This window comes from Streptomyces sp. NPDC002209 (assembly GCF_042890265.1).
GTDB lineage: Bacteria > Actinomycetota > Actinomycetes > Streptomycetales > Streptomycetaceae > Streptomyces.
The window spans coordinates 586,404-607,515 of sequence record NZ_JBIARX010000002.1; the positions used below are offsets into that span (position 1 = coordinate 586,404).

A 21,112-nucleotide genomic window follows, 5' to 3' on the forward strand; every position below is an offset into this window, starting at 1 on the left:
GAAGTGGCTAAGGTCCGGGTATACGAACTCGCCAAGGAGTTCGGAGTTGAGAGCAAGGTCGTCATGGCCAAGCTCCAGGAACTCGGTGAGTTCGTCCGTTCGGCGTCCTCGACGATCGAGGCGCCGGTTGTACGCAAGTTGACCGACGCATTGCAGGGCCCCGGCGGCAGCGCCGGCAAGTCCGCTGCGAAGCCGGGTGCGCCCCGCAAGGCTGCGCCCGCCAAGCCCGGGGTTCCCACCCCGGGTGCCGTTGCACGTCCCGCTGCCCCCAAGCCCGGCGCCCCGGCCCCCAAGCCGGCCGCTGCCGAGGCTCCGGCTCCCAGCGCGTCCGCCCCGGTGACTCCGGCCGCTTCCGGCCCGCGTCCCGGTCCCAAGGCTCCGGCCGCCCCGAAGCCCGCTCCGGCGGCTCCCGTGGCGACCGAGTTCTCCGCGCCTCCGGCGGCCCCGGCCGCCCCGGCGCGCACCGAGCGTCCCGCCGGTCCCGGCGCGACCCCCGGCCCGCGTCCGGCGCAGCAGCGTCCCGCGGCCCAGGGCGGCCAGGCCGGTGCCCGTCCCGGCGCCCCGCGTCCGGCCGGCTCCGCCCCCGGCGGCCAGGGACAGCGTCCCGCCGGTCCCGGTGGCCAGGCCCCGCGTCCGCAGGGCGCCCGTCCGGCCGGTCCCCGTCCGGGCAACAACCCGTTCACCTCTGGTGGCTCCACCGGCATGGCGCGCCCGCAGGCGCCCCGTCCGGCCGGCGCTCCCCGTCCCGGTGCCCCCGGCGCCGGCGGCGGCCAGGGTGCTCCCCGCCCGCAGGGTGGTCCCGGTGGCGCTCCGCGTCCGCAGGGTCCCGGTGCCGGTCGTCCGACCCCGGGCGGCATGCCCCGTCCGCAGGGCGGCGCCCCGCGTCCCGGTGGTGCTCCCGGCGGTAACCGTCCGAACCCGGGCATGATGCCGCAGCGTCCCGCTGCCGGTGGTCCCGGTCCCCGTCCCGGCGGCGGCCCCGGTGGCCGTGGTCCCGGTGCCGGTGGCCCGCGTCCCGGTGGCGCCGGTCGTCCCGGTGGCGGCGGCTTCGCCGGCCGTCCGGCCGGTCCCGGCTCGCGTCCCGCGGGCGGCGGCGGCTTCGGCGGCCCGCGTCCGGGTGGCGGCGGCTTCGGCGGCGGCCCGGCCGGTGCCGGTGGCGGCGGTCGTCCCGGCTTCGGTGGCCGTCCCGGCGGTCCCGGTGCCCGTGGTGGCACGCAGGGTGCCTTCGGCCGTCCCGGCGGGCCCGCCCGTCGCGGTCGCAAGTCGAAGCGTCAGAGGCGCCAGGAGTACGAGGCCATGCAGGCCCCGTCGGTCGGCGGCGTGATGCTGCCCCGCGGCAACGGCGAGACCGTTCGCCTGTCGCGCGGTGCGTCCCTCACCGACTTCGCCGAGAAGATCAACGCCAACCCGGCGTCGCTGGTCGCGGTCATGATGAACCTCGGCGAGATGGTCACTGCCACGCAGTCCGTCTCCGACGAGACCCTCCAGCTCCTCGCGGGCGAGATGAACTACGAAGTTCAGATCGTCAGCCCGGAGGAGGAGGACCGCGAGCTCCTCGAGACCTTCGACATCGAGTTCGGCGAGGACGAGGGCGGCGAGGAATACCTCATGCCGCGTCCGCCGGTCGTCACCGTCATGGGTCACGTCGACCACGGTAAGACCCGACTGCTCGACGCCATCCGCAAGACGAACGTCGTCGCGGGCGAGGCCGGCGGCATCACCCAGCACATCGGTGCCTACCAGGTGGGCACCAACGTCAACGGTGAAGACCGCAAGATCACCTTCATCGACACCCCCGGTCACGAGGCGTTCACCGCCATGCGTGCCCGTGGTGCCAAGTCGACCGACATCGCGATCCTCGTGGTCGCGGCCAACGACGGCGTCATGCCGCAGACGATCGAGGCGCTGAACCACGCCAAGGCCGCCGGCGTCCCGATCGTCGTCGCGGTCAACAAGATCGACGTCGAGGGTGCCGACCCGGTCAAGGTGCGCGGTCAGCTCACCGAGTTCGGTCTGGTCGCCGAGGAGTACGGCGGCGACACGATGTTCGTCGACATCTCCGCCAAGCAGGGTCTGCACATCGACTCCCTGCTCGAGGCCGTCGTCCTCACCGCCGACGCCTCGCTCGACCTGCGCGCCAACCCGGAGCAGGACGCTCAGGGTATTGCGATCGAGTCCCACCTCGACCGCGGCCGCGGTGCCGTCGCCACCGTCCTCGTCCAGCGCGGTACCCTCCGCGTCGGCGACACGATGGTCGTGGGCGACGCCTACGGCCGAGTGCGCGCCATGCTCGACGACAAGGGCAACAACGTCGAGGAAGCGGGTCCGTCGACCCCCGTCCTGGTCCTGGGTCTCACCAACGTCCCCGGCGCCGGCGACAACTTCCTCGTCGTCGACGAGGACCGCACCGCCCGTCAGATCGCCGAGAAGCGTGCTGCGCGTGAGCGCAACGCCAACTTCGCCAAGCGCGTCCGCCGGGTGTCCCTGGAAGACCTCGACTCGGTCCTCAAGGCCGGTCTGGTCCAGGAACTCAACCTCATCATCAAGGGCGACGCGTCCGGTGCGGTCGAGGCTCTCGAGTCCTCGCTGCTCCAGCTCGACGTCGGCGAAGAGGTCGACATCCGCGTCCTGCACCGCGGTGTGGGTGCGGTCACCGAGTCCGACATCGCCCTGGCGATGGGCTCCGACGCCATCGTCATCGGTTACAACGTCCGTGCGGCCGGCCGTGCCGCGCAGATGGCGGACCGCGAGGGTGTCGACGTCCGCTACTACTCGGTGATCTACCAGGCCATCGAGGAGATCGAGGCGGCCCTCAAGGGTCTGCTCAAGCCGGAGTACGAAGAGGTCGAGCTCGGTACGGCGGAGGTCCGCGAGATCTTCCGCTCGTCCAAGCTGGGCAACATCGCGGGTGTTCTCATCCGCTCCGGCGAGGTCAAGCGCAACACCAAGGCGCGGCTCCTGCGCGATGGCAAGGTCATCGCGGAGAACCTCACCATCTCCGGTCTGCGCCGCTTCAAGGACGACGTCACCGAGATCCGCGAGGGCTTCGAGGGTGGTATCAACCTCGGTTCCTTCAACGACATCAAGATCGACGACGTCATCGCGACGTACGAGATGCGCGAGAAGCCCCGCGCGTAAGCGCGAGGCGGTTCGTACCGTGTCGTAACACCGGGGCCGGTCGGCGGAATATCCGTCGATCGGCCCCGGCCGTTGCGTGTACGGTTCTGGTGACCCTGCCGCGCGACGGCCCGGCAGGCCACCGAACCCGCACCGGCGGGATATCCGGAACTGAATGTACGTGGGGACTCTGTCCTTCGATCTGCTCCTCGGCGACGTCCACTCGCTGAAGGAGAAACGCTCCGTCGTCCGGCCCATCGTGGCCGAGCTCCAACGCAAGTTCTCGGTCAGTGCGGCCGAGGTGGGGGACCAGGATCTGCACCGCAGGGCCCGTATCGGGGTCGCTCTGGTCAGTGGGGACGCGGGGTTCCTCTCGGATGTACTGGACCGCTGCGAGCGGCTGGTCGCGGCACGTCCGGAAGTGGAGCTGCTGTCGGTGAGACGGCGGCTGCACGGTGATGAAGACTGATTGCAAGACAAAGAAGGAGACGGACCAGTGGCCGACAATGCGCGGGCGAAGAAGCTGGCGGACCTCATCCGGGAGGTGGTGGCCGAGAAGCTGCAGCGTGGTGTCAAGGACCCCCGCCTCGGTACGCACGTGACCATCACGGACACCCGGGTCACCGGCGACCTGCGGGAGGCCACGGTCTTCTACACGGTCTACGGTGACGACGAGGACCGCGCCAGCGCGGCAGCGGGTCTCGAAAGCGCCAAGGGCGTACTGCGCTCCGCGGTCGGCCGGGCGGCGGGCACCAAGTTCACGCCCACCCTGACCTTCGTCGCGGACGCCCTCCCGGAGAACGCCAAGACCATCGAGGACCTCCTCGACAAGGCGCGCGCCTCCGACGCCCAGGTGCGAGAGGTCTCCTCCGGCGCGCAGTACGCCGGCGATGCCGACCCGTACAAGAAGCCGGGCGAGGACGACGACGAGGACGCAGCCGCGGAATGAGCACCAACGCAGGGAAGACTCCGGACGGCCTTGTCATCGTCGACAAGCCGTCCGGCTTCACTTCGCACGACGTGGTCGCCAAGATGCGCGGGATCGCCAAGACCCGCCGCGTCGGCCACGCCGGCACGCTCGACCCGATGGCGACGGGCGTCCTCGTCCTGGGCGTGGAGAAGGCCACCAAGCTCCTCGGTCACCTCGCGCTCACCGAGAAGGAATACCTCGGGACGATCCGCCTCGGTCAGAACACCCTGACGGACGACGCGGAGGGTGAGATCACCTCCTCGACGGACGCCTCCGCGGTGACCCGAGAGGCCGTGGACAAGGGCATCGCCAAGCTGTCCGGCGAGATCATGCAGGTCCCGTCGAAGGTCAGCGCCATCAAGATCAAGGGCGTGCGCTCCTACAAGCGTGCGCGCGACGGCGAGGACTTCGACATCCCGGCCCGGCCGGTGACCATCTCCTCGTTCCAGGTGTACGACATGCGGGACGCAGAGGCCGAGGATGGCACCAAGGTCGTCGACCTCGTCGTCTCCGTGGTCTGCTCCAGCGGTACGTACATCCGCGCCCTGGCCCGTGACCTGGGCGCCGACCTCGGTGTCGGCGGGCACCTCACCGCGCTGCGGCGCACCCGGGTCGGCCCGTACAAGATCGACCGGGCGCGGACCCTGGACCAGCTCCAGGAGGAGCTGACCGTCATGCCGATCGGCGAGGCGGCGGCCGCGGCCTTCCCGCGCTGGGACCTGGACGCCCGGCGGGCCTCGCTGCTCGCCAACGGCGTGCGCATCGAGATGCCGGACGCGTACCCCGCAGGCAAGACGGTGGCGGTCTACGGGCCGGAGGGCCAGCTGCTCGGGCTGGTGGAGAGCAAGGGCGGCAAGGCGAAGTCGCTGGCCGTCTTCGTCTGATCCGCTTTGACGTGGAGCGGTGAGCGCACATCGCCTGCTGCTCACCGCTCCACGACCCCCCTCGGGTAGGTGTCTATCCAGCCGGACCCCCGTATTCACCCGTCCGAGCAGGCGCGCGGAGTGACTGGAGGGAGCGTAAGGGGGCGCTTTTGCCACCTGTGCTCCTCCTCTTGGCCTGCATGCGCCGGCCGCCCCCGCCGGGTCCGCTACTCCCCGACGGCCCCACCAGGCTTTATGCCGCTGTCCGGCGCCGGGGGCGCGGGCGGGCCCGGGTACTCGGGGAGGCAGGACGGCACCAGCGACGTCTTGAGCGAGCCGAAGGACACGGCCTCGGGATGCGCTCGGGACCGTCCGAGCACGAGGGTGCGCCCCGGCGGAAGCGTCGCCGAGTTGATCTTCAGTACGAATCCGCTGCCGTCGCTGCTGAGCAGCCCCTCTGCGGAGTCGAAACCGCCGGCCGGCCATTCGGTGCACTGAGCCGCCGGGATCCTGGGAACCAGGGCGACGCTGACGCCCAGCGCGCGGAGCTCCCGCTCCAGCCCGGGCATCCCCTCGGGATGGAAGAGCCTGACCGTGATGGTTCCGTCGTTGCCCTTGGACACGGCATACGCGGCCGAGGGGCCCCCGTCGTCGCCGAGGACCGGCAGGGCGACCAGAAGGCCCGCGGCCGCCGCCGCTGCTGTCACGCCGACGGCGAGCGGCATCCGGAACCGGCGGGCGGGGGAGCGGACGGAGAAATCGACCTGCTCCTCGATCCTGCTCCGGTCGGCGGCGATCGCCAGGAGCTCCTGCTTGAGACGCTCCTCGAACCGGGTGGGCCTGCTGTTCATCGTGCTGCCTCCAACTGGTGCGCCGGGACGGGCTGTTCGGAAGAGGTGGACGCGGTCCGCAGAATGCGCCGGGCGCGGTGCAGACGGACCCGGACGGTGGCCTGGGTGACGCCGAGGGCCTGCGCGGCCTCGGCCGGGCTGAGCCCGTCCACGACGATCAGGTCGAGGACGGCCCGAAGCGGATCGGAGAGGGCGGCATGTCTCTCGGCGAGTGCCCGGAACGCCCGCTGGGCGTCGATCCGCTCCTCCAGCGCGGCGACGTCCTCTTCGTCGAGCAGCCGGCGGCCGCTCAGCCGCTCCAGTGCACCGCGCTCGCGGGCACGGCCGCGGGCATGGCCCGCCAGGACATGCCGCGCGATGCCGTACAGCCAGGCGACCGGGACGCCGCGGTCGGGCCGGTAGCCCGGAGCGGCCTTCAACGCCGCGAGGAAGATGTCGGCCGTGAGGTCAGCCGCCAGATGCGGGTCCGCGACGCGGCGCGTGACGAAACCCAGAACCGCGTCTATGTGCTCCTGGTAGAACGCCCCGAATCCTTCGGGTGTGGTCAGATCCGGCGGTCCGGTCCCCGCCTGCACGGTCTCCTGCTCGGTGCTGCTCACCGGGCCCCCTCCCTCGTAATGGGGACCCGTACGAGCCCCTCCACCCCTTACTTGGCCGCAGCCGCCCCCACCGTTACATCCGCGAGCGGGGGCTCCGCCCTGCCGAGGTGACACAGAGCGCCCCCAGCCAGATGCCGATGCTGGGCCCCGGGCACGGGCATGGCAGTCTTAGACCTGCAATCGGCAACCAGGACAGGGCCTACACGGTTCGGGCGAGGAGCGGTCACAGTGCAGCGCTGGCGTGGCTTGGAGGACATCCCCCAGGACTGGGGACGCAGCGTCGTCACCATCGGCTCGTACGACGGTGTGCACCGGGGCCATCAGCTGATCATCGGGCGGGCCGTGGCCAAGGCGCGCGCGCTCGGCGTCCCGTCCGTCGTCGTCACCTTCAGCCCGCACCCGAGCGAGGTCGTACGCCCGGGCAGCCACCCGCCGATCCTGGCCCCGTACGACCGCCGTGCCGAACTGATGGCCGGGCTGGGCGTGGACGCGCTGCTGATCCTGCCGTTCACGGCGGAGTTCTCGCAGCTCTCCCCGGCCGACTTCATCGTGAAGGTGCTCGTCGACAAGCTGCACGCGCGGGCCGTCATCGAGGGCCCGAACTTCCGCTTCGGCCACCGGGCCGCCGGAAACGTCGACTTCCTCCGCGAGCTGGGCGGCACGTACGACTACGAGGTCGACGTCGTGGACCTGGTCGAGCGCGGCGCGGCGGGCGGCGGCGTGCCGTTCTCCTCGACGCTGGCTCGAAAGCTGGTCGCAGAGGGCGACATGGCGGGTGCAGCCGAGATCCTCGGACGGCCGCACCGCGTCGAGGGCGTCGTCGTACGCGGAGCCCAGCGCGGGCGCGAGCTCGGCTACCCGACGGCCAACGTCGAGACCGCCCCGCACACCGCCATCCCGGCGGACGGCGTGTACGCGGGCTGGCTCACGGCCAACGGCGAGCGGATGCCCGCGGCCATCTCGGTCGGCACGAACCTGCAGTTCGACGCCACCGAGCGGACCGTGGAGGCGTACGCGATCGACCGGATCGGCCTGGACCTGTACGGCCTGCACGTGACCGTGGACTTCCTCGCGTACGTGCGCGGCATGGCGAAGTTCGAATCGCTGGACGGCCTGCTCGAGGCCATCGCCGACGACGTGAAGCGGGCGCGGACGCTGACCGAGGCGTACGACGCGGAGCGGTGAGCCGCGGGCGGCTGCCCGGCGCGCACGAGAAGGGCCCGTACCTCCCCGGGGAGGTACGGGCCCTTCCTGCTGCCGTCGTCAGCCGAGGCGCGGGTCGCGCGGGGGCTGCTGCGGGTGCTGGGGCTGCTGGGGCGGCTGCTGCTGCGGCTGCCAGGGCTGGCCGGGCTGCGGGTACGGCTGCGCGTACGGCTGCGGCTGCTGGTACGGGGACGGACCCTGGGGCTGGCCGTACGGCTGGCCCTGCGGCTGAGGCTGGGGCTGCTGCGGTGACTGGTGCGGCTGCGGCTGCTGCTGGGGCTGCTGCGGCGCTCCCCAGTGGCCCTGGGGGGCCTGCTGGGCGGCGCGGACGAAGTCCTCGGCCACGAGCGCGGAGAGGTTGAAGTACGCCTCCCGGGTCTTCGGCCGCATCAGGTCGAGGTCGACCTCGGCACCGGCCGCGAGGTGCTCGTCGAACGGCACCACGACGACGCCGCGGCAGCGGGTCTCGAAGTGCTGCACGATGTCCTCGATCTTGATCATCTTGCTGGTCTCGCGGACCCCCGAGATGACGGTGAGGGATCGCGAGACCAGGTCGGCGTACCCGTGGGCGGAGAGCCAGTCGAGCGTGGTGCTCGCGCTGCTGGCACCGTCCACCGACGGGGTCGAGATGATGATCAGCTGATCGGCCAGGTCCAGTACGCCGCGCATGGCGGAGTAGAGGAGGCCGGTGCCCGAGTCGGTGAGGATGATCGGGTACTGGCGGCCGAGCGTGTCGATGACGCGGCGGTAGTCCTCGTCGTTGAAGGTCGTGGAGACGGCCGGGTCGACGTCGTTGGCGATGATCTCCAGGCCGGAGGGGGCCTGGGAGGTGAACCGCCGGATGTCCATGTACGAGTTCAGGTACGGGATCGCCTGGACCAGGTCCCGGATCGTGGCCCCGGTCTCGCGGCGGACGCGGCGCCCGAGGGTGCCGGCGTCGGGGTTCGCGTCGATGGCCAGGATCTTGTCCTGGCGCTCGGTGGCGAGGGTCGCGCCGAGGGCTGTGGTGGTCGTGGTCTTGCCGACGCCGCCCTTGAGGCTGATGACGGCGATGCGGTAGCAGGACATGACCGGGGTGCGGATGAGCTCGAGCTTGCGCAGGCGCTCGGCCTCGGCGGCCTTGCCGCCGAAGCGGAAGCCTGCGCGCTGGGGCTTGGGCTTCTGCTTGCCGCGCAGCAGCCGGTCGGAGGACAGCTCGACGGCGGCGGTGTAGCCGAGGGGCGCTCCGCCGCCGGCCGGGCCGGGCTGGTAGCGGGGGTCGTGCGGCTGCGGGCCCGGCTGGGGCCCGGCGGACCACGGGGCGCCGCCGGTACGGGGGTCGTACGGCTGCTGCGGCTGCTGGTGTTGCGGGGGTACGGGCGCGGGGGCCGGGGCCGGGGCCGGCTGCGCGGGCGGGAAGGCGTAGTCGCCGGCGTCCACGGGCGGCTGCGGCTGCGGCTGGGGCTGGTGCTGCTCCGGTGCGGGGGCCGGCGGGAAGCCGTACCCGTCCTGGGGCGCGGTGGTGGCCGGGCCGGAGGCCGGGGGGAACCCGTACCCGTTCTGCGGCGCGGGCGGGAAGCCGTATCCGTCCTGCGGTGCGGTGGTGGCGGGGACGGGGGCAGCCGGGAAGCCGTACCCGTCCTGCGGTGCCGTGGTGGCGGGGAACGCGGGCGGCAGCGCGGGCAGTTCGCCCCCGGGTCCCCCGAAGGGGGTTTCCACGGGCGGGTGAACCGCATCCACGGGGGTGACGGGCTCCGGAGCCTCCGGTACGGGGGGCGCGAAGGGCGCGGGGACGACGTCGGCCACCGGCGCGGGAGCCGCGTCCAGGGGAGCCTGCGGAGCCGCGGGCTCGGGGTTCGCGAACGGGATGGCCGTCCCGTCGGGCGGGGTGTCGTGCCGCTGGACGGAGACGGATCCCTCGAAGGAGGCCTTCACGAGCGGTCCGGGTGCATCCGTGGGCGCCTCGGCGGGGGGCATGTCGAAGGGTGCCGGTGCGGGGGCGGCAGCCGGGGTCGGCAGATCGGGTGCCTTGTCCAGGGCCGGGCCCGCCGCGGGCGGACCGACGGGCGCCGGTGCCGGCAGAGCCGGTACCTCGGCGGGTGCCGGGACCGGCGCGGGCGCGCCGGTGGTGGACTCGGCCGGCGGGCTGAAGGGTGCCGGGGGCGCCGAGGGGGCGCCGGTGGTGTCGGCGGGTGCCGCGGGCGGGAAAGCCGCAGGCGGGGCGGCATGGTCGGCCGGGGGGCTGAAGGGTGCCGGGGCCGGCGGGGCCGGTGCCGGGAACGGCGAGGGCACGCCCGCCCCGTCCGACGGGGTGCGCTGGGCCGGCGGGGCGATCCGCATCGTCGAGGGCGAGGCCACGTCCGACGGGCGGTGGGGTTCGAAGCCGCTGCCCTCGGGGAGGCCCGGAACCGCAGTGGCCGGGGCCGCGCCCTGCGTGTACCAGGCCGGCGGGGTGTAGTCGATGGTGAACTCGCCCGTCACCTCGGGCTCCGCGTCGGACTGATCGTCCGTCGGGACGTCCCAAGTCCCGCCGCGCCTCTCGTTCCGATCGCCGCTCACTGGTCCTCCTGGTCTGTCGAACACTGGTCCGGCGCCCACCTCGACGCCGCGCCCGCGTCCAGCCTAATCGCGTGCCGACAGCGGTGTCCGCCCCCGTTGGACGTCCCGCGGTGCGGGGGCCTTGCGGGCCGGCCGCGTGCCGTCGTCCTTGCCGTCCTGCCTACAGGGTGGCCGCTCCCTGAGCAACCGTCACCCGCCGGGTGGGGTGACGCTGCGCGGGGCCCTTCTTCCCGCCCCGCCCTTTCGCCGTTCTCCCCCGGCCCCCGCCGGGAGGTGCCCCCGGGGTTCCGCCCGTACGACCCGCGCCCCGGCGCAGGCTTGGCGGTGGGGCATCGGGGTGGTCAGTCGATGCGGCGGGACGGGCCCAGGAGGCCGGTTTCCGGTTCCGTGCCCTGGGTCATCACGAACTGGCGGTCCCTCGGCGTGCACCACAGGGTGACCCCGTCGCCCAGCGTCGGCAGGGAATCCACCGCCGCCCGCGGCAGGTTCATCAGGCGGCCGAGCTGCTCCGCCTCGTCCGGGGACACCCGCTGGACGCCCACCAGGGAGGAGTTCTGCAGCAGCCGCGGCGCCGTCGGGCTCAGGTACGGCAACAGGGTCAGCACCGACTGCCAGGGTCCCGCCACCACGCGCCCGCGCGGCGGCCGCATCCCGCAGTCGCGGATCACCAGCACCGGGCTGCCCGCCGACGCGCCCTGCGGCGGCACCCGGCCGACCTCGTGCAGCGTCACGCACTGCTGGCCGCCGCCCGCCGCCTGGGCCAGCCCGGACCACACCTGCCCGCGCCCGGTCTCCACCGCCACCCGCGCGCCCGTGGCCGCCGCGCGCAGCGCCAGCACCTGGGCCGTCCACAGGCCGCCGATGAGCGTCACCTCGTACGGCGTCGGCCGGTTGATGCCGAGCACCGCCGGACGCCCCTCGGCGTCCATGCCGATGACGACCCCGTCGTCCCCGACGGGCAGCGCCAGCGCGTCCAGGTCCGCCGCGGGGACCGCATGCCGCTCGCGGCGCGGGCCGATCAGCCCGAACCCGCCCCTCATCGCGCCCCTCCCAGCGGCAGCGAGGCCAGCAGCCCCGGTACCTGTTCACGGTCGAGCCGGACCAGCCCGGTGCGTACGCCCCGTGCCGTCCGTTCCAGTTCCCGGCGGGCCGCCACGAGTTCCTCGTCGCTGCGCCCCGTGACCCGTACGTGCCCCGTCAGCGTCACGCCCTGGCGCTCCGCCGGGGCCAACGTCAGGCTGAAGTTCGTCGCCAGCGCGGGCAGCGAGGTCAGCAACGCCACGAACTGGGGCAGGGACGCCGCCCCGCTGCCGCCGAGCTGCGGCCAGCGGCCTATCCAGTACGTGGTGTGCCGCCGGTCGTCGCAGCGCCAGATCCGCGCCGTCTCCTCCGTCCGCCGGCCGGTGGTCGCCGAGCGCCCCGCCTGCGTGATCGCCATCGGGTTCGCGCACGAGGAGGTGGCCAGTGCGGCCGTCAGTTCCTGCTCGGTGAGCACGGTCGCCCGGAACCCGGCCCCGGTCAGCCGGCTCGCCAACTGGTCGGCCGCCCGCACCACGCAGCGCTGCGCGCCCGCCAGCCCGCCGCCGCGTGCGGTGACCGCCTCGGGGCACAGCTCCGGGTCGAGCTTGAGCGCGATCCACGTCAGCCGCACCGCCGGGGTGCCCGTGGCGGCCTGCAGCGGCGCGTAGTTGCGCGTGGCCATCGACTGGGCCGGCAGGTGCGGGGCCGGCGCGGGCTGGGTGTGCAGCACCAGCTGCGCGGACTCCAGCCGGATGCCGTCGACTTCGAGGATGTCCCGTACGAGGGCCAGCGGCAGAGGTCGGGCGCCGCGGTCGGGCCGCAGCGCGGTGGCGTCCGTGTCCACCTGGACGACGGCGGTCAGGAACGTCCCGTCACCGACCATTCCGACGGGCCGCCGGTCGCGGTCGCTGAACGTGAGGGTCCGCAGCGCCGGATCGGCCTCGACGAGCGGGGCCAGCCCCGGTTCGGTACCCGCGGGCACCGTGAACGACGCGGCCCGGCGCCGCCGGGAGCGCAGGGCGAGCGCGCCGCCGATCCACTCGGGCAGGGAGCGCTGGTGGCGGCGTACGACGGCGAGCACCACCAGGACGAGCGCCAGGACACCGGCGGGAATCAGCAGCATCGGCTCCACGACCCAGGCCACCAGCAGGGCGGCCACGGCGATCTGGAGCAGTACGAGTTGTTGCAATCGGAACGGGCCGAAACGGCCCGGGCTCGACTTCGGATACGGCGTCACCCCGCCGCGAGCGGGTGCGGGTGCACCCGTCTGCGGCTGCGTCGCGGTGGCCATCACTCGCCCACCTCCCCTTCCCGGGGCCGTACCCCGTGAGTGCCGGAGCCGGGCGCTGCCCGCCGCATGACCCCGGATCTCCCCAATCCACCCCAACAAGCCCTGAATACCCCGACGACCCCTGAATCGCGCGGTCCGGAAGACAGTGAGCGGCGGCCTCACCCTACCCGGCCCCTGCGCACCCTCCGTCAAGAGGCATAGTAGGTCCCCGGTCCGACAATCGAGGCCCGGGGACCGTACTCACCGACCGGGCCGTGCGGGGAGAAGCAGGCGGTCATGGCATCACGACGTGATGAACTCAACGCGTACACCTTTGCGAAGCGGCGCACGGTGGCCGCGTTCCTCCAGCCCTCCGCCACGGGGTCCGAGGAAGGTGCGCCGCGTCCGCTGCGCGCGGTCCTGCCCGGGCTGGTGGCGGGGGCGCTCGTACTCGCCGCGTTCGGTGCCTGGGGAATGTTCAAGCCGCAGGCGCCCAAGGGTTGGGACGAGGCCGGCACCAAGGTCATCGTCGGCAAGCAGTCGACGACCCGGTACGTGGTGCTCACGACCAAGGTGAACGGCAAGGACCAGACCCGGCTGCACCCGGTGCTCAACCTGGCTTCCGCCCGACTCCTCCTGGATCCGCAGAAGTTCAAGGTCATCCAGATCGACGACAAGATCCTGGACGCGGGCAAGCCGCCGCGCGGGCCCATCATCGGCATCCCGTACGCCCCCGACCGGCTGCCCGCCCCGCAGGACGCCGGCAAGGCGAAGCGCTGGGCCGTCTGCCAGGCGCCGGGCGGCAACGGCAAGACCGTGCAGACCGCGACGTTCGTCCTCGCCGACCGCGAGGCGGGGCTGATGGACGACACCCGCAAGGTCACCGACAGCCAGATGCTGTACGTGCAGAGCACCGGCGGGGCCAAGGAGCGCTACCTGGTCGACGCGACGGGGACGAAGTACAAGTTCCCCGAAGGCGGCGCGGACGCAGGGAAGATGACCAACGCGCTGGTCGGCAACACCGGCGCCACCCCGCAGCAGGTCACCGAGACGTGGCTGGCCACCCTCAACTCCGGTGACGACCTGGTCTTCCCGCAGCTGCCCGTCGCGGCCGGCACGAAGGCCGACGTGCAGGGCCTGACCACCGGAGACAACAAGGTCGGGATGGTGCTGAAGGCACAGACCGGCTCCGGTACGCAGCACTACGTCGTGCTGCCCGGGAAGGTCGCGCCCGTCTCCGACTTCGTGGCGTGGCTGCTGATCTCGGCGCCCGCGACGGACGGCCTCAACATGCACGGCAAGCCCCGTGAGGTCGACCTCCAGTCGCTCAACCCGGACGCCACGGCGTTCAAGGGCGAGGCCAGGTGGCCGCAGAAGAAGTCCGAGCGGATCAACCAGGCCGCCGGTTCCGGCGCCCGCGACACCGTCTGCAACGTGCTGCGCTCGGTCGACGGCCAGGGCAACCAGACGCTGAGCACCTGGGCCGGCACCGGATTCCCCATCGACATCACCGCCAGCGGGACGAGCGCGTACGTCACGCCGGGCTCGGGACTGCTCTACACGCAGGTCCAGGGCAAGCAGACCACCGCGGGCGGCGCCCTCTTCCTGGTCACCGACACCGGCCTGCGGTACGCGGTGCAGGCCAACGGGGACAGCGACTCCGAGAAGTCGAAGATCGGCGCCCCCGACCAGCCGAACGGCCAGGCCGGCGCGGACGGCCGCCCCGAGGCCAGCCAGGCGCAGATCCGGCTCGGCTACGGGACGGTCACCCCGGCCCTGGTGCCCATCGCCTGGTCCGAGTTCCTCTCGAAGGGGCCGCGCCTGGACACCAACTCCGCCCGCCAGCCCCAGGGTTCGTGAGGAAGCCGCCGATGCCCATGCCCCCGTACGCGCGCAGCGCACTCGCCACCGCGGCGCTCGCCGTGGCCGCCCTGTCCGGCACGACCGCCACGGCCGGGGCCGCCACCGCCGCGCCGCCGCGCCCGGAACCCGTCCGCGCACCGGCCCTGGACCTCGCGGGCGCCGGCGAGTGCACCTTCCCGATGAAGAAGCAGATCGCCGACCGGCCCTGGGCCCTGCAGCGGCTGCTGCTCGACGCGCTCTGGGCGCAGACCAAGGGCAAGGACAAGAACGGCAAGCCCGTCCGCGTCGCCGTCATCGACACCGGCGTGGACCGGGCGAACCCGCAGCTCAGCGGCGCCATCGACGTCGGCGCCGGCAAGGACTTCGTCGACCCCAAGGGCGGCGACGGCACGAGCGACACGGTCGGCCACGGCACCAAGGTGGCCGGGCTGATCGCGGCCCGGCCGCAGGAAGGCACCGGCTTCGTCGGCCTGGCCCCCGAATCGACGATCATCCCGATCCGGCAGAACGACGGGCAGGGCAAGGGCAACGCCCTCTCCCTGGGCCAGGCGATCGACCACGCGGTGTCCAAGGGCGCCCAGGTCATCAACATCTCGCAGGACACCGACGTCCCCCTGAGCGCCGACTCCGAGCTCGGCAAGGCCGTCCAGCGCGCCATCGACGCGAAGGTCGTGGTCGTGGCCTCGGCCGGCAACGACGGCATGAGCGGCGAGAAGCGCAGGACCTACCCGGCGGCCTTCCCCGGCGTCCTCGCCGTGGCCTCCTCGGACCGCAACAACGAGCGGTCCCCGTTCTCCCAGCCCGGCGACTTCATCGGGGTCGCCGCGCCCGGCGTCGACATGGTCTCCACCGTCCCCGGCTTCGGCCAGTGCATCGACAACGGAACCAGCTTCTCGGCGCCCTACGTCGCCGGAGTCGCCGCCCTGCTGCGCGCGAAGCACGAGGACTGGTCCCCGCAGGAGATCGTCTGGCAGATCCAGGGGACCGCCGAGCGCTCGATCAACGGCCGTGACGACTACGTCGGATGGGGCGTCGTCGACCCGGTCCGCGCGGTCACCCAGGACCACGACCGTCCCAAGGCCCCCGTCCCGGACCCCGGCCCGCCGCCGGCGGCCGCCCCCGAGGCGGCGGCGCTGCGGGTGTCCGAGACGGCGCAGGAGCGCGAGGAGCGGTTCGGAACGTACGCTCTCGGGATCGCAGGCGTGCTGATCGCGGTCATCGCGGGCACGGCGACGGTGGTCCGGGATGCCCGCAAGCGACGGGGTCGTTTGCAGTGAACCGTCACAGTTCATCAACGGAAGCGGCCCACCGGTGTTGGGACCGTCCGATGAACTGGCTAGAGTGACACCAGGCTTCACGACTGTGATCGGGGGATCGCGTGAGGCGGAGGGGGAGTTCCAGGGCGCGTGGCTCGAATCCACGCCGGGAACGCCCGCTCTGCTGCGCAATCCGCCGGTTCTGCCGGCGAATTGAGAAGTGAGGAGCTTCGGATGAGCAATTTCGGACTCGCAGACGATCCGATCGTCCAGGCGAAGAACAAGATCGAGACGACGGCCCGCGCCGTCACCACCCAGTCCCGCGAGCTGGCCGACATCCTCGCCACGGTGAGCGCCGGCTGGACCGGTGTGGGTGCGTCGGGCTTCGTCTCCGCCCAGACGGTCGTCAACGAGGACCACGACGCGATCCGTCGTCTGCTCGGGGTGCTGCACAACGCGGTCTCGCAGACCAAGAACCTCAGCAACGCGCAGGACGACGAGGTGCGCGCGGCGTTCAAGAACGTGCAGGCCTCCGCGGGCCAGGGCGGCTCCGGCCTCAACGGCATCTGACCCGCCCTTTACGTCTTCACGTCGTTTCCCACTCAGCTCAGCGCGAAGGAGAAGAACATGGCTGGTTCCGACGGCGGCCACACCAAGGTCCGGTATGAGAGCGTCCAGGAGATGGCGAACCGCATCCGCGTCGTCTCGAAGAAGATCGTGACGGACCTGCAGGAGATGGAGCAGGCCATCAAGGTCGTCACGGACACCTGGGACGGTGACGCGCACCAGGCGTACCTCACCCTCCAGAAGCAGTACAAGAGCAAGGCCGACGACATGCACAGGCAGCTCGAGCAGGTCGCCTCGCTGATCGAGCGCGGCAAGGGCGACTACCGCGCCACCGACGTGAAGGCCTCGCGCCTGTTCACCGAGGCCTACTGAGCCGGGTCGACCGCAGCCGCATGCGGATACGGGGCGCGCCCGCACCGGGCGCGCCCCGTCGTCGTACCCAGGGGTACCTGCCTCAGCGGGGGCCGCGGTCGAGATCGAACTCCCCGTCCCTGGCGCCGAGCACGAAGGCCTCCCACTCGGCCGCCGTGTAGCGCAGGACGGTGTCCCGGTCGAGCGAGGACCGCATGGCCACGGCGCCCTCGGGGAGCCGGGCGATCTCGACCCGCTCCTCGTCGGGGCTGGTCCCGGGCGGGCCCTCCCACTCCACGCCGCTGATGTCGAGCGCGTACAGCTCGTCCTTCTCCTGCTGAGTGCCCATGTGCGGCCTTTCCCTCGGCGGTGCGGTGCTACCGCGGTCTTCACCACCGATTATCGGTCCTGCGGACCGGGCCGGGGGAGTGTTTGCCGTTGATCACGAGAAAGCGGGGCCCGGCCGCCGGCCGGGCCCCGCTTTCTCGTCGGCGCGCGTCTCCGTCCTACATTCCCGGCAGGCGGCCCAGCTGGACCAGGGACGTGCCCCGCTTGCGCGAGGAGAAGTACGCCCGGCCCGGGGGCATCGGCCGCGGCCGGACGTTGCCGATCAGGTCGCCCTCGGACGGATCGCCCGACAGCACCACGCCCTGCGCGCCCAGCTCCTTGAAGCGCTGCATGAACGGCTCGTACAGCGAACGCGAGGCGCCCGCCGAGTTGCGCGCGATGATGAAGCGGACACCCGTGTCCCGGGCGAACGGCAGGAACTCCACCAGCGGGGCCAGCGGATTGCCCTGGCTCGTGGCCACCAGGTCGTAGTCGTCGATGATGATGAACACGTCGGGGCCGGTCCACCAGCTGCGGTCGCGCAGCTGCTGCGGAGTGACGTCGGTCGGCGGCTGCCGGCGGGAGAACACCCCGCCCAGCGCCTCCATGTGCGTCTGCAGGGAGCTCGCCATCGGCGCGTACTCCAGCAGGTGCTCCTCCGGCAGCGCACCGAGCAGGCTGCGCCGGTAGTCGCCGACGACGAGACGCGCCTGGTCCGGGGTGTACCGCTCCGCGATCTGCTGGCAGATCAGCCGCAGCAGGTTCGTCTTGCCGGACTCGCTCTCGCCGAACACCAGGAAGAACGGGTCGCTCTCGAAGTCGACGAACACCGGCTCGAGGTTCGTCTCGTCGATGCCGATGGCCAGCCCGCGGCCGGGGTTGTCCCCGCCCCGGGGCAGCTGGTCGGCGTGCAGCAGGCGCGGCAGCAGCCGTACGCCGGGAGCCGCGGCCCCCGCCCAGTTCTGCTTCACCGCCGACACGAAGGCGGCCGTGGCCTCCGACAGGTCCTCCGGGTCGTGCGCGCCGTCGATCCGCGGCAGCGCGCCGAGGAAGTGCAGCTTCTCCGCGACCTGCCCGCGGCCCGGCATGCCCGTCGGGACGTTCGCCGCGACCTTGCGGTCGAACTCGGAGTCCATGACGTCGCCGAGCCGCAGCTCCAGCCGGTTCAGCATCTGGTCCTTGAGCGCGGCCCGCACCTCCATGTAGCGCGCCGCCGTGATCACCACGTGGATGCCGTAGCCCAGACCGCGCGAGGCGATGTCCGTGACCACCGACTCCAGGCCCTCGTACTCGGTGCGGAAGCCGCCCCAGCCGTCGACGACGAGGAACACGTCGCCCCACGCCTCGCCGGGCAGCTCGCCCGCCGCGCGCCGCCGCCGGTACGTGCCGATGGAGTCGATGTTGTTCGCGCGGAAGAACTCCTCGCGGCGGTTGAGGATTCCCCCCACCTCCGCGACCGTACGCCGCACCCGCTCCGGGTCCAGGCGCGAGGCGATCCCGCCGACGTGCGGCAGCTCGGCGATCGACGACATGCTGCCGCCACCGAAGTCCAGTCCGTAGAACTGCACCTCGCGCGGCGTGTGCGTCAGCGCGAACGAGGAGATCAGCGTCCGCATCAGCGTCGACTTGCCCGACTGCGGACCGCCGACCACCATCATGTGGCCCGCCGCACCCGAGAAGTCCCGGTACAGCACCTCGCGGCGCTGCTCGAAGGGCTTGTCGATGAGGCCGAGCGGTACGACGAGCCCGCCGGGCCGCGTGTACCCCTCCGCGTGCAGCCCCCGCTCCGCCGAGGGCGCCAGAGCCGGCAGCAGCTGGTCGAGCGGCGGGGCCTGGTCGAGCGGCGGCAGCCACACCTGGTGCGCCGGCACGCCCTGGCCCTCCAGCCGGGCCACGATCACATCCAGCACCGTGTCCGCGAGCGCGTCGTCCTCCCGCTCCGACTGCGCCGCCAGGTACGCCGGGTCCGGCGCCGCGTACACGACCGGCACCGGCGCCGCCGTGAACAGCGCGGGGCGCCGCTCCACCGGGAACAGCCCGACCGACAGGTCCGGCCCGCCCGAGCGGTAGGTGCCCGAGACGTACGCCGCCTTGAACCGCGTCATCTCGTCCGTACCGAACTTCAGGTAGCCCGAACCCGGCACCGACGGCAGGTGGTAGGCGTCCGGCACGCCGATCGCGGTCCGCGACTCCGCCGCCGAGAAGGTCCGCAGACCGATCCGGTACGACAGGTAGGTGTCCAGCCCGCGCAGCTTGCCCTCCTCCAGGCGCTGCGAGGCCAGCAGCAGGTGCACGCCCAGCGAGCGGCCGATGCGGCCGATCTGGATGAACATGTCGATGAAGTCGGGCTTCGCGGTCAGCAGCTCGCTGAACTCGTCGATGACCAGGACCAGCGAGGCCAGCGGCTCCAGCGGGGCACCCGCCGCGCGCGCCTTCTCGTAGTCGTGGATGTTCGCGTAGTTGCCCGCCGAGCGCAGCAGCTCCTGCCGGCGCTGCAGTTCACCGCGGATCGAGTCGCCCATGCGGTCCACGAGCGTGAGGTCGTCCGCCAGGTTGGTGATGACGGCGGCCACGTGCGGCATCTGCCCCATGCCCGTGAACGTCGCACCGCCCTTGAAGTCGGCGAGTACGAAGTTCAGCGTCTCCGAGGTGTGCGTGACAGCGAGGCCCAGCACCAGCGTGCGCAGCAGCTCCGACTTGCCGGAACCGGTCGCGCCCACGCACAGGCCGTGCGGGCCCATGCCCTCCTGCGCGGCCTCCTTGAGGTCCAGCATGACCGGGGCGCCGTCCTCGCCGACACCGATCGGCACGCGCAGCCGCTCACCGGCCGAACGCGGCCGCCAGGTACGGGCCACGTCGATCGAGGCCGCGTCGCCCAGGTTCAGCAGGTCCGTGAAGTCCAGGTTGGCCAGCAGCGGTTCGTCGTCGTCCCCGCCACCGGTGCGCAGCGGCGCCAGCTGCCGCGCGAGCGCCTCTGCCGCGGGCAGCGACAGCGTGTCCGGTACGCCCTCGTACGCGACCCCCGCGCCCGACTCCAGCCGCAGCCGGCCCGGCCGCACCACGACCGACAGCCCGCCGCGCGGCTCGTCCAGCTCGCCCGCGACCACCTCGACGATGGTCACGCCCTGCAGCCCCTCGGCCGCCGCGAACGCCGAGTCCGGCGGCACCAGGCCGCCCCGGGAGTTCGCGTCCAGTACGACGACCAGGTGCGGCTGGTCCAGCACCGGGGAAACGTCCCGGCTGAACCGTGGCCGCCCCTCCAGCCGCGGTGCCAGCAGCCCCTCCAGCTCGGTCAGGTCATCGCTGAACAGCCGCTTCGTGCCGGCCCCGTCGACCTGGCCGGGGACCTGCGTGTGCGGCAGCCACTTCGTCCAGTCCCACGAGGGCGCCGCACCGGGCGCGGCCACCACGGCCACCACCAGGTCCTCGGGGGAGTGCAGCGTCGCCAGCTGCGCCACCAGCGCCCGCGCCGCCCCGCGCGCCGACTCCGGCTCGCCCGACACCGTCACGTGGTAGAACGCCCGCAGCGACACCGCCACCGGCAGCCCGTCCAGCGAGGAGTGCACCTTCAGGAAGCGCTGCATCGCGCCCGCCGTCAGCGGCTCCAGCTCGTCCACCGGCGCCGTGTCCGGCGCCACCAGCGGAGTCGCGAGGCGCTGCGCGCCCAGCCCGAGCCGGGCCTGGCCGAAGTCCTCGTCGCCGACGCGCCGCTCCCACAGCCGCGAACCCTCGGCCACGACCGACCACAACTGCTCGGGGGCCGGGTGCAGATACAGCTGCGCGTCACGCTGCGCCCGCGCGGTCCTGCGGACCTGACGCCGGGTCTGCGCAAGATATTTCAGGTAGTCCCGCCGCACATCGGCCATTTGCCCCTGCGTACCGCGCCGGTGGCGCACCAGCTGGGCGAGGACCATGCCCACCGTGGACACCAGCATCAGCACACCCATGATGCGCATGAAGGGCGCCGCACCCGGCATGAAGAAGAAGACGACCGACGAGCCCATGCCGAGCATCGGCAGGAGCTGCATCAGCATGCCCTCCTGCTGCCCGCGGGGAAGCTCCGGCGGAGCCTCCAGCCTCAGCTCGTCCGAAGGAACTTCGGGCGGCAAGGACCGCGGCGGGCGTTTGACGACGATCTGACTCACCGGAGCATCAATCCCTCGAAAACGGACGGGACGTCGCAACCGGCGCCCCCAAGTCCCGGGCGCGAAGGGGGTCTCCCCTGCGCGACGGTGATCCTACTTGCCGACAGTCACTCATACTCCCGGTAGGGTGGCCCGCGCAGTATGCGCATCCGCGAATCCAAGGCGAGAGCCC

General features: G+C 72.5%; 16 protein-coding genes. 9 read left to right on the forward strand and 7 right to left on the reverse strand.

Features of this window, described 5'->3' with window-relative positions:
• The first annotated feature begins 3 nt into the window (after window positions 1–3).
• The 4 genes from infB (at window position 4) to truB (ending at window position 4,971) form a co-directional block, all read left to right on the forward strand.
• Complete coding sequence (infB, locus tag ACFYXK_RS07545; protein WP_389410218.1) at window positions 4–3,138, forward strand: translation initiation factor IF-2; 3,135 nt, start codon at window positions 4–6, stop codon at window positions 3,136–3,138.
• A gap of 154 nt (window positions 3,139–3,292) precedes the next feature.
• Window positions 3,293–3,586: a DUF503 domain-containing protein gene (locus ACFYXK_RS07550; protein WP_030651158.1), complete on the forward strand. Its 294-nt coding sequence runs from the start codon at window positions 3,293–3,295 to the stop codon at window positions 3,584–3,586.
• 27 nt (window positions 3,587–3,613) lie between these two features.
• Window positions 3,614–4,066, forward strand: a complete 453-nt coding sequence (gene rbfA / locus ACFYXK_RS07555) for a 30S ribosome-binding factor RbfA (protein ID WP_389410219.1) — start codon at window positions 3,614–3,616, stop codon at window positions 4,064–4,066.
• Window positions 4,063–4,971 (forward strand): tRNA pseudouridine(55) synthase TruB, encoded by a 909-nt coding sequence (gene truB / locus ACFYXK_RS07560; protein ID WP_383515137.1) that lies wholly within the window; start codon window positions 4,063–4,065, stop codon window positions 4,969–4,971. Before rbfA ends, truB begins: the two co-directional genes overlap by 4 nt.
• A 206-nt stretch (window positions 4,972–5,177) precedes the next feature.
• Here truB and ACFYXK_RS07565 read toward each other — a convergent pair whose 3' ends face one another.
• Complete coding sequence (locus ACFYXK_RS07565) at window positions 5,178–5,801, reverse strand: hypothetical protein (protein ID WP_389410220.1); 624 nt, start codon at window positions 5,799–5,801, stop codon at window positions 5,178–5,180.
• Complete coding sequence (locus tag ACFYXK_RS07570; protein WP_389410221.1) at window positions 5,798–6,400, reverse strand: RNA polymerase sigma factor; 603 nt, start codon at window positions 6,398–6,400, stop codon at window positions 5,798–5,800. Before ACFYXK_RS07570 ends, ACFYXK_RS07565 begins: the two co-directional genes overlap by 4 nt.
• A 228-nt stretch (window positions 6,401–6,628) precedes the next feature.
• Here ACFYXK_RS07570 and ACFYXK_RS07575 point away from each other — a divergent pair, with 228 nt between their 5' ends.
• A complete protein-coding gene (locus ACFYXK_RS07575) occupies window positions 6,629–7,585 on the forward strand; it encodes a bifunctional riboflavin kinase/FAD synthetase (protein WP_389410222.1) in 957 nt (318 codons plus the stop codon).
• Window positions 7,586–7,663: 78 nt separating this feature from the next.
• Here the strand turns inward: ACFYXK_RS07575 and ACFYXK_RS07580 are convergent, their stop codons facing one another.
• The 3 genes from ACFYXK_RS07580 to eccE form a co-directional block, all read right to left on the reverse strand.
• A complete protein-coding gene (locus ACFYXK_RS07580; RefSeq protein ID WP_389410223.1) occupies window positions 7,664–10,141 on the reverse strand; it encodes an SCO5717 family growth-regulating ATPase in 2,478 nt (825 codons plus the stop codon).
• 341 nt (window positions 10,142–10,482) lie between these two features.
• Window positions 10,483–11,181, reverse strand: coding sequence for a hypothetical protein (locus ACFYXK_RS07585; RefSeq protein ID WP_389410224.1), 699 nt, complete (start codon window positions 11,179–11,181; stop codon window positions 10,483–10,485).
• Complete coding sequence (gene eccE, locus ACFYXK_RS07590; RefSeq protein ID WP_383515123.1) at window positions 11,178–12,452, reverse strand: type VII secretion protein EccE; 1,275 nt, start codon at window positions 12,450–12,452, stop codon at window positions 11,178–11,180. Before eccE ends, ACFYXK_RS07585 begins: the two co-directional genes overlap by 4 nt.
• A 276-nt stretch (window positions 12,453–12,728) precedes the next feature.
• On the opposite strand from eccE, the gene eccB reads away from it, so the two are divergent.
• From eccB to ACFYXK_RS07610, 4 genes are all read left to right on the forward strand, one after another.
• Window positions 12,729–14,291 carry a type VII secretion protein EccB gene (gene eccB, locus ACFYXK_RS07595; protein ID WP_389410225.1) on the forward strand — a complete coding sequence of 521 codons (1,563 nt, stop codon included), beginning with the start codon at window positions 12,729–12,731 and terminating at the stop codon, window positions 14,289–14,291.
• Window positions 14,292–14,308: 17 nt separating this feature from the next.
• Window positions 14,309–15,571: a type VII secretion-associated serine protease mycosin gene (gene mycP / locus ACFYXK_RS07600; RefSeq protein ID WP_389410255.1), complete on the forward strand. Its 1,263-nt coding sequence runs from the start codon at window positions 14,309–14,311 to the stop codon at window positions 15,569–15,571.
• Between the two features lie 213 nt (window positions 15,572–15,784).
• Window positions 15,785–16,120, forward strand: coding sequence for a hypothetical protein (locus ACFYXK_RS07605; RefSeq protein WP_383515117.1), 336 nt, complete (start codon window positions 15,785–15,787; stop codon window positions 16,118–16,120).
• Window positions 16,121–16,177: 57 nt separating this feature from the next.
• Entirely contained in the window at window positions 16,178–16,489 is a 312-nt protein-coding gene (locus tag ACFYXK_RS07610; protein ID WP_389410226.1) for a WXG100 family type VII secretion target, read from the forward strand.
• A gap of 82 nt (window positions 16,490–16,571) precedes the next feature.
• Here ACFYXK_RS07610 and ACFYXK_RS07615 read toward each other — a convergent pair whose 3' ends face one another.
• Both ACFYXK_RS07615 and eccCa read right to left on the reverse strand, forming a co-directional pair.
• Window positions 16,572–16,817 carry a DUF397 domain-containing protein gene (locus ACFYXK_RS07615; protein WP_030303613.1) on the reverse strand — a complete coding sequence of 82 codons (246 nt, stop codon included), beginning with the start codon at window positions 16,815–16,817 and terminating at the stop codon, window positions 16,572–16,574.
• Between the two features lie 157 nt (window positions 16,818–16,974).
• Complete coding sequence (gene eccCa / locus ACFYXK_RS07620; RefSeq protein ID WP_389410227.1) at window positions 16,975–20,940, reverse strand: type VII secretion protein EccCa; 3,966 nt, start codon at window positions 20,938–20,940, stop codon at window positions 16,975–16,977.
• Between the last annotated feature and the right edge of the window lie 172 nt (window positions 20,941–21,112).

Bases quoted from the DNA above. Each gene is read 5' to 3' on its own strand.
- eccB (WP_389410225.1), top strand. From the start codon at position 12,729: ATGGCATCACGACGTGATGAACTCAACGCGTACACCTTTGCGAAGCGG.
- ACFYXK_RS07585 (WP_389410224.1), bottom strand. From the start codon at position 11,181: ATGAGGGGCGGGTTCGGGCTGATCGGCCCGCGCCGCGAGCGGCATGCG.
- ACFYXK_RS07565 (WP_389410220.1), bottom strand. From the start codon at position 5,801: ATGAACAGCAGGCCCACCCGGTTCGAGGAGCGTCTCAAGCAGGAGCTC.
- mycP (WP_389410255.1), top strand. From the start codon at position 14,309: ATGCCCCCGTACGCGCGCAGCGCACTCGCCACCGCGGCGCTCGCCGTG.
- eccE (WP_383515123.1), bottom strand. From the start codon at position 12,452: ATGGCCACCGCGACGCAGCCGCAGACGGGTGCACCCGCACCCGCTCGC.
- ACFYXK_RS07615 (WP_030303613.1), bottom strand. From the start codon at position 16,817: ATGGGCACTCAGCAGGAGAAGGACGAGCTGTACGCGCTCGACATCAGC.
- ACFYXK_RS07610 (WP_389410226.1), top strand. From the start codon at position 16,178: ATGGCTGGTTCCGACGGCGGCCACACCAAGGTCCGGTATGAGAGCGTC.
- ACFYXK_RS07550 (WP_030651158.1), top strand. From the start codon at position 3,293: ATGTACGTGGGGACTCTGTCCTTCGATCTGCTCCTCGGCGACGTCCAC.
- truB (WP_383515137.1), top strand. From the start codon at position 4,063: ATGAGCACCAACGCAGGGAAGACTCCGGACGGCCTTGTCATCGTCGAC.
- ACFYXK_RS07605 (WP_383515117.1), top strand. From the start codon at position 15,785: ATGAGCAATTTCGGACTCGCAGACGATCCGATCGTCCAGGCGAAGAAC.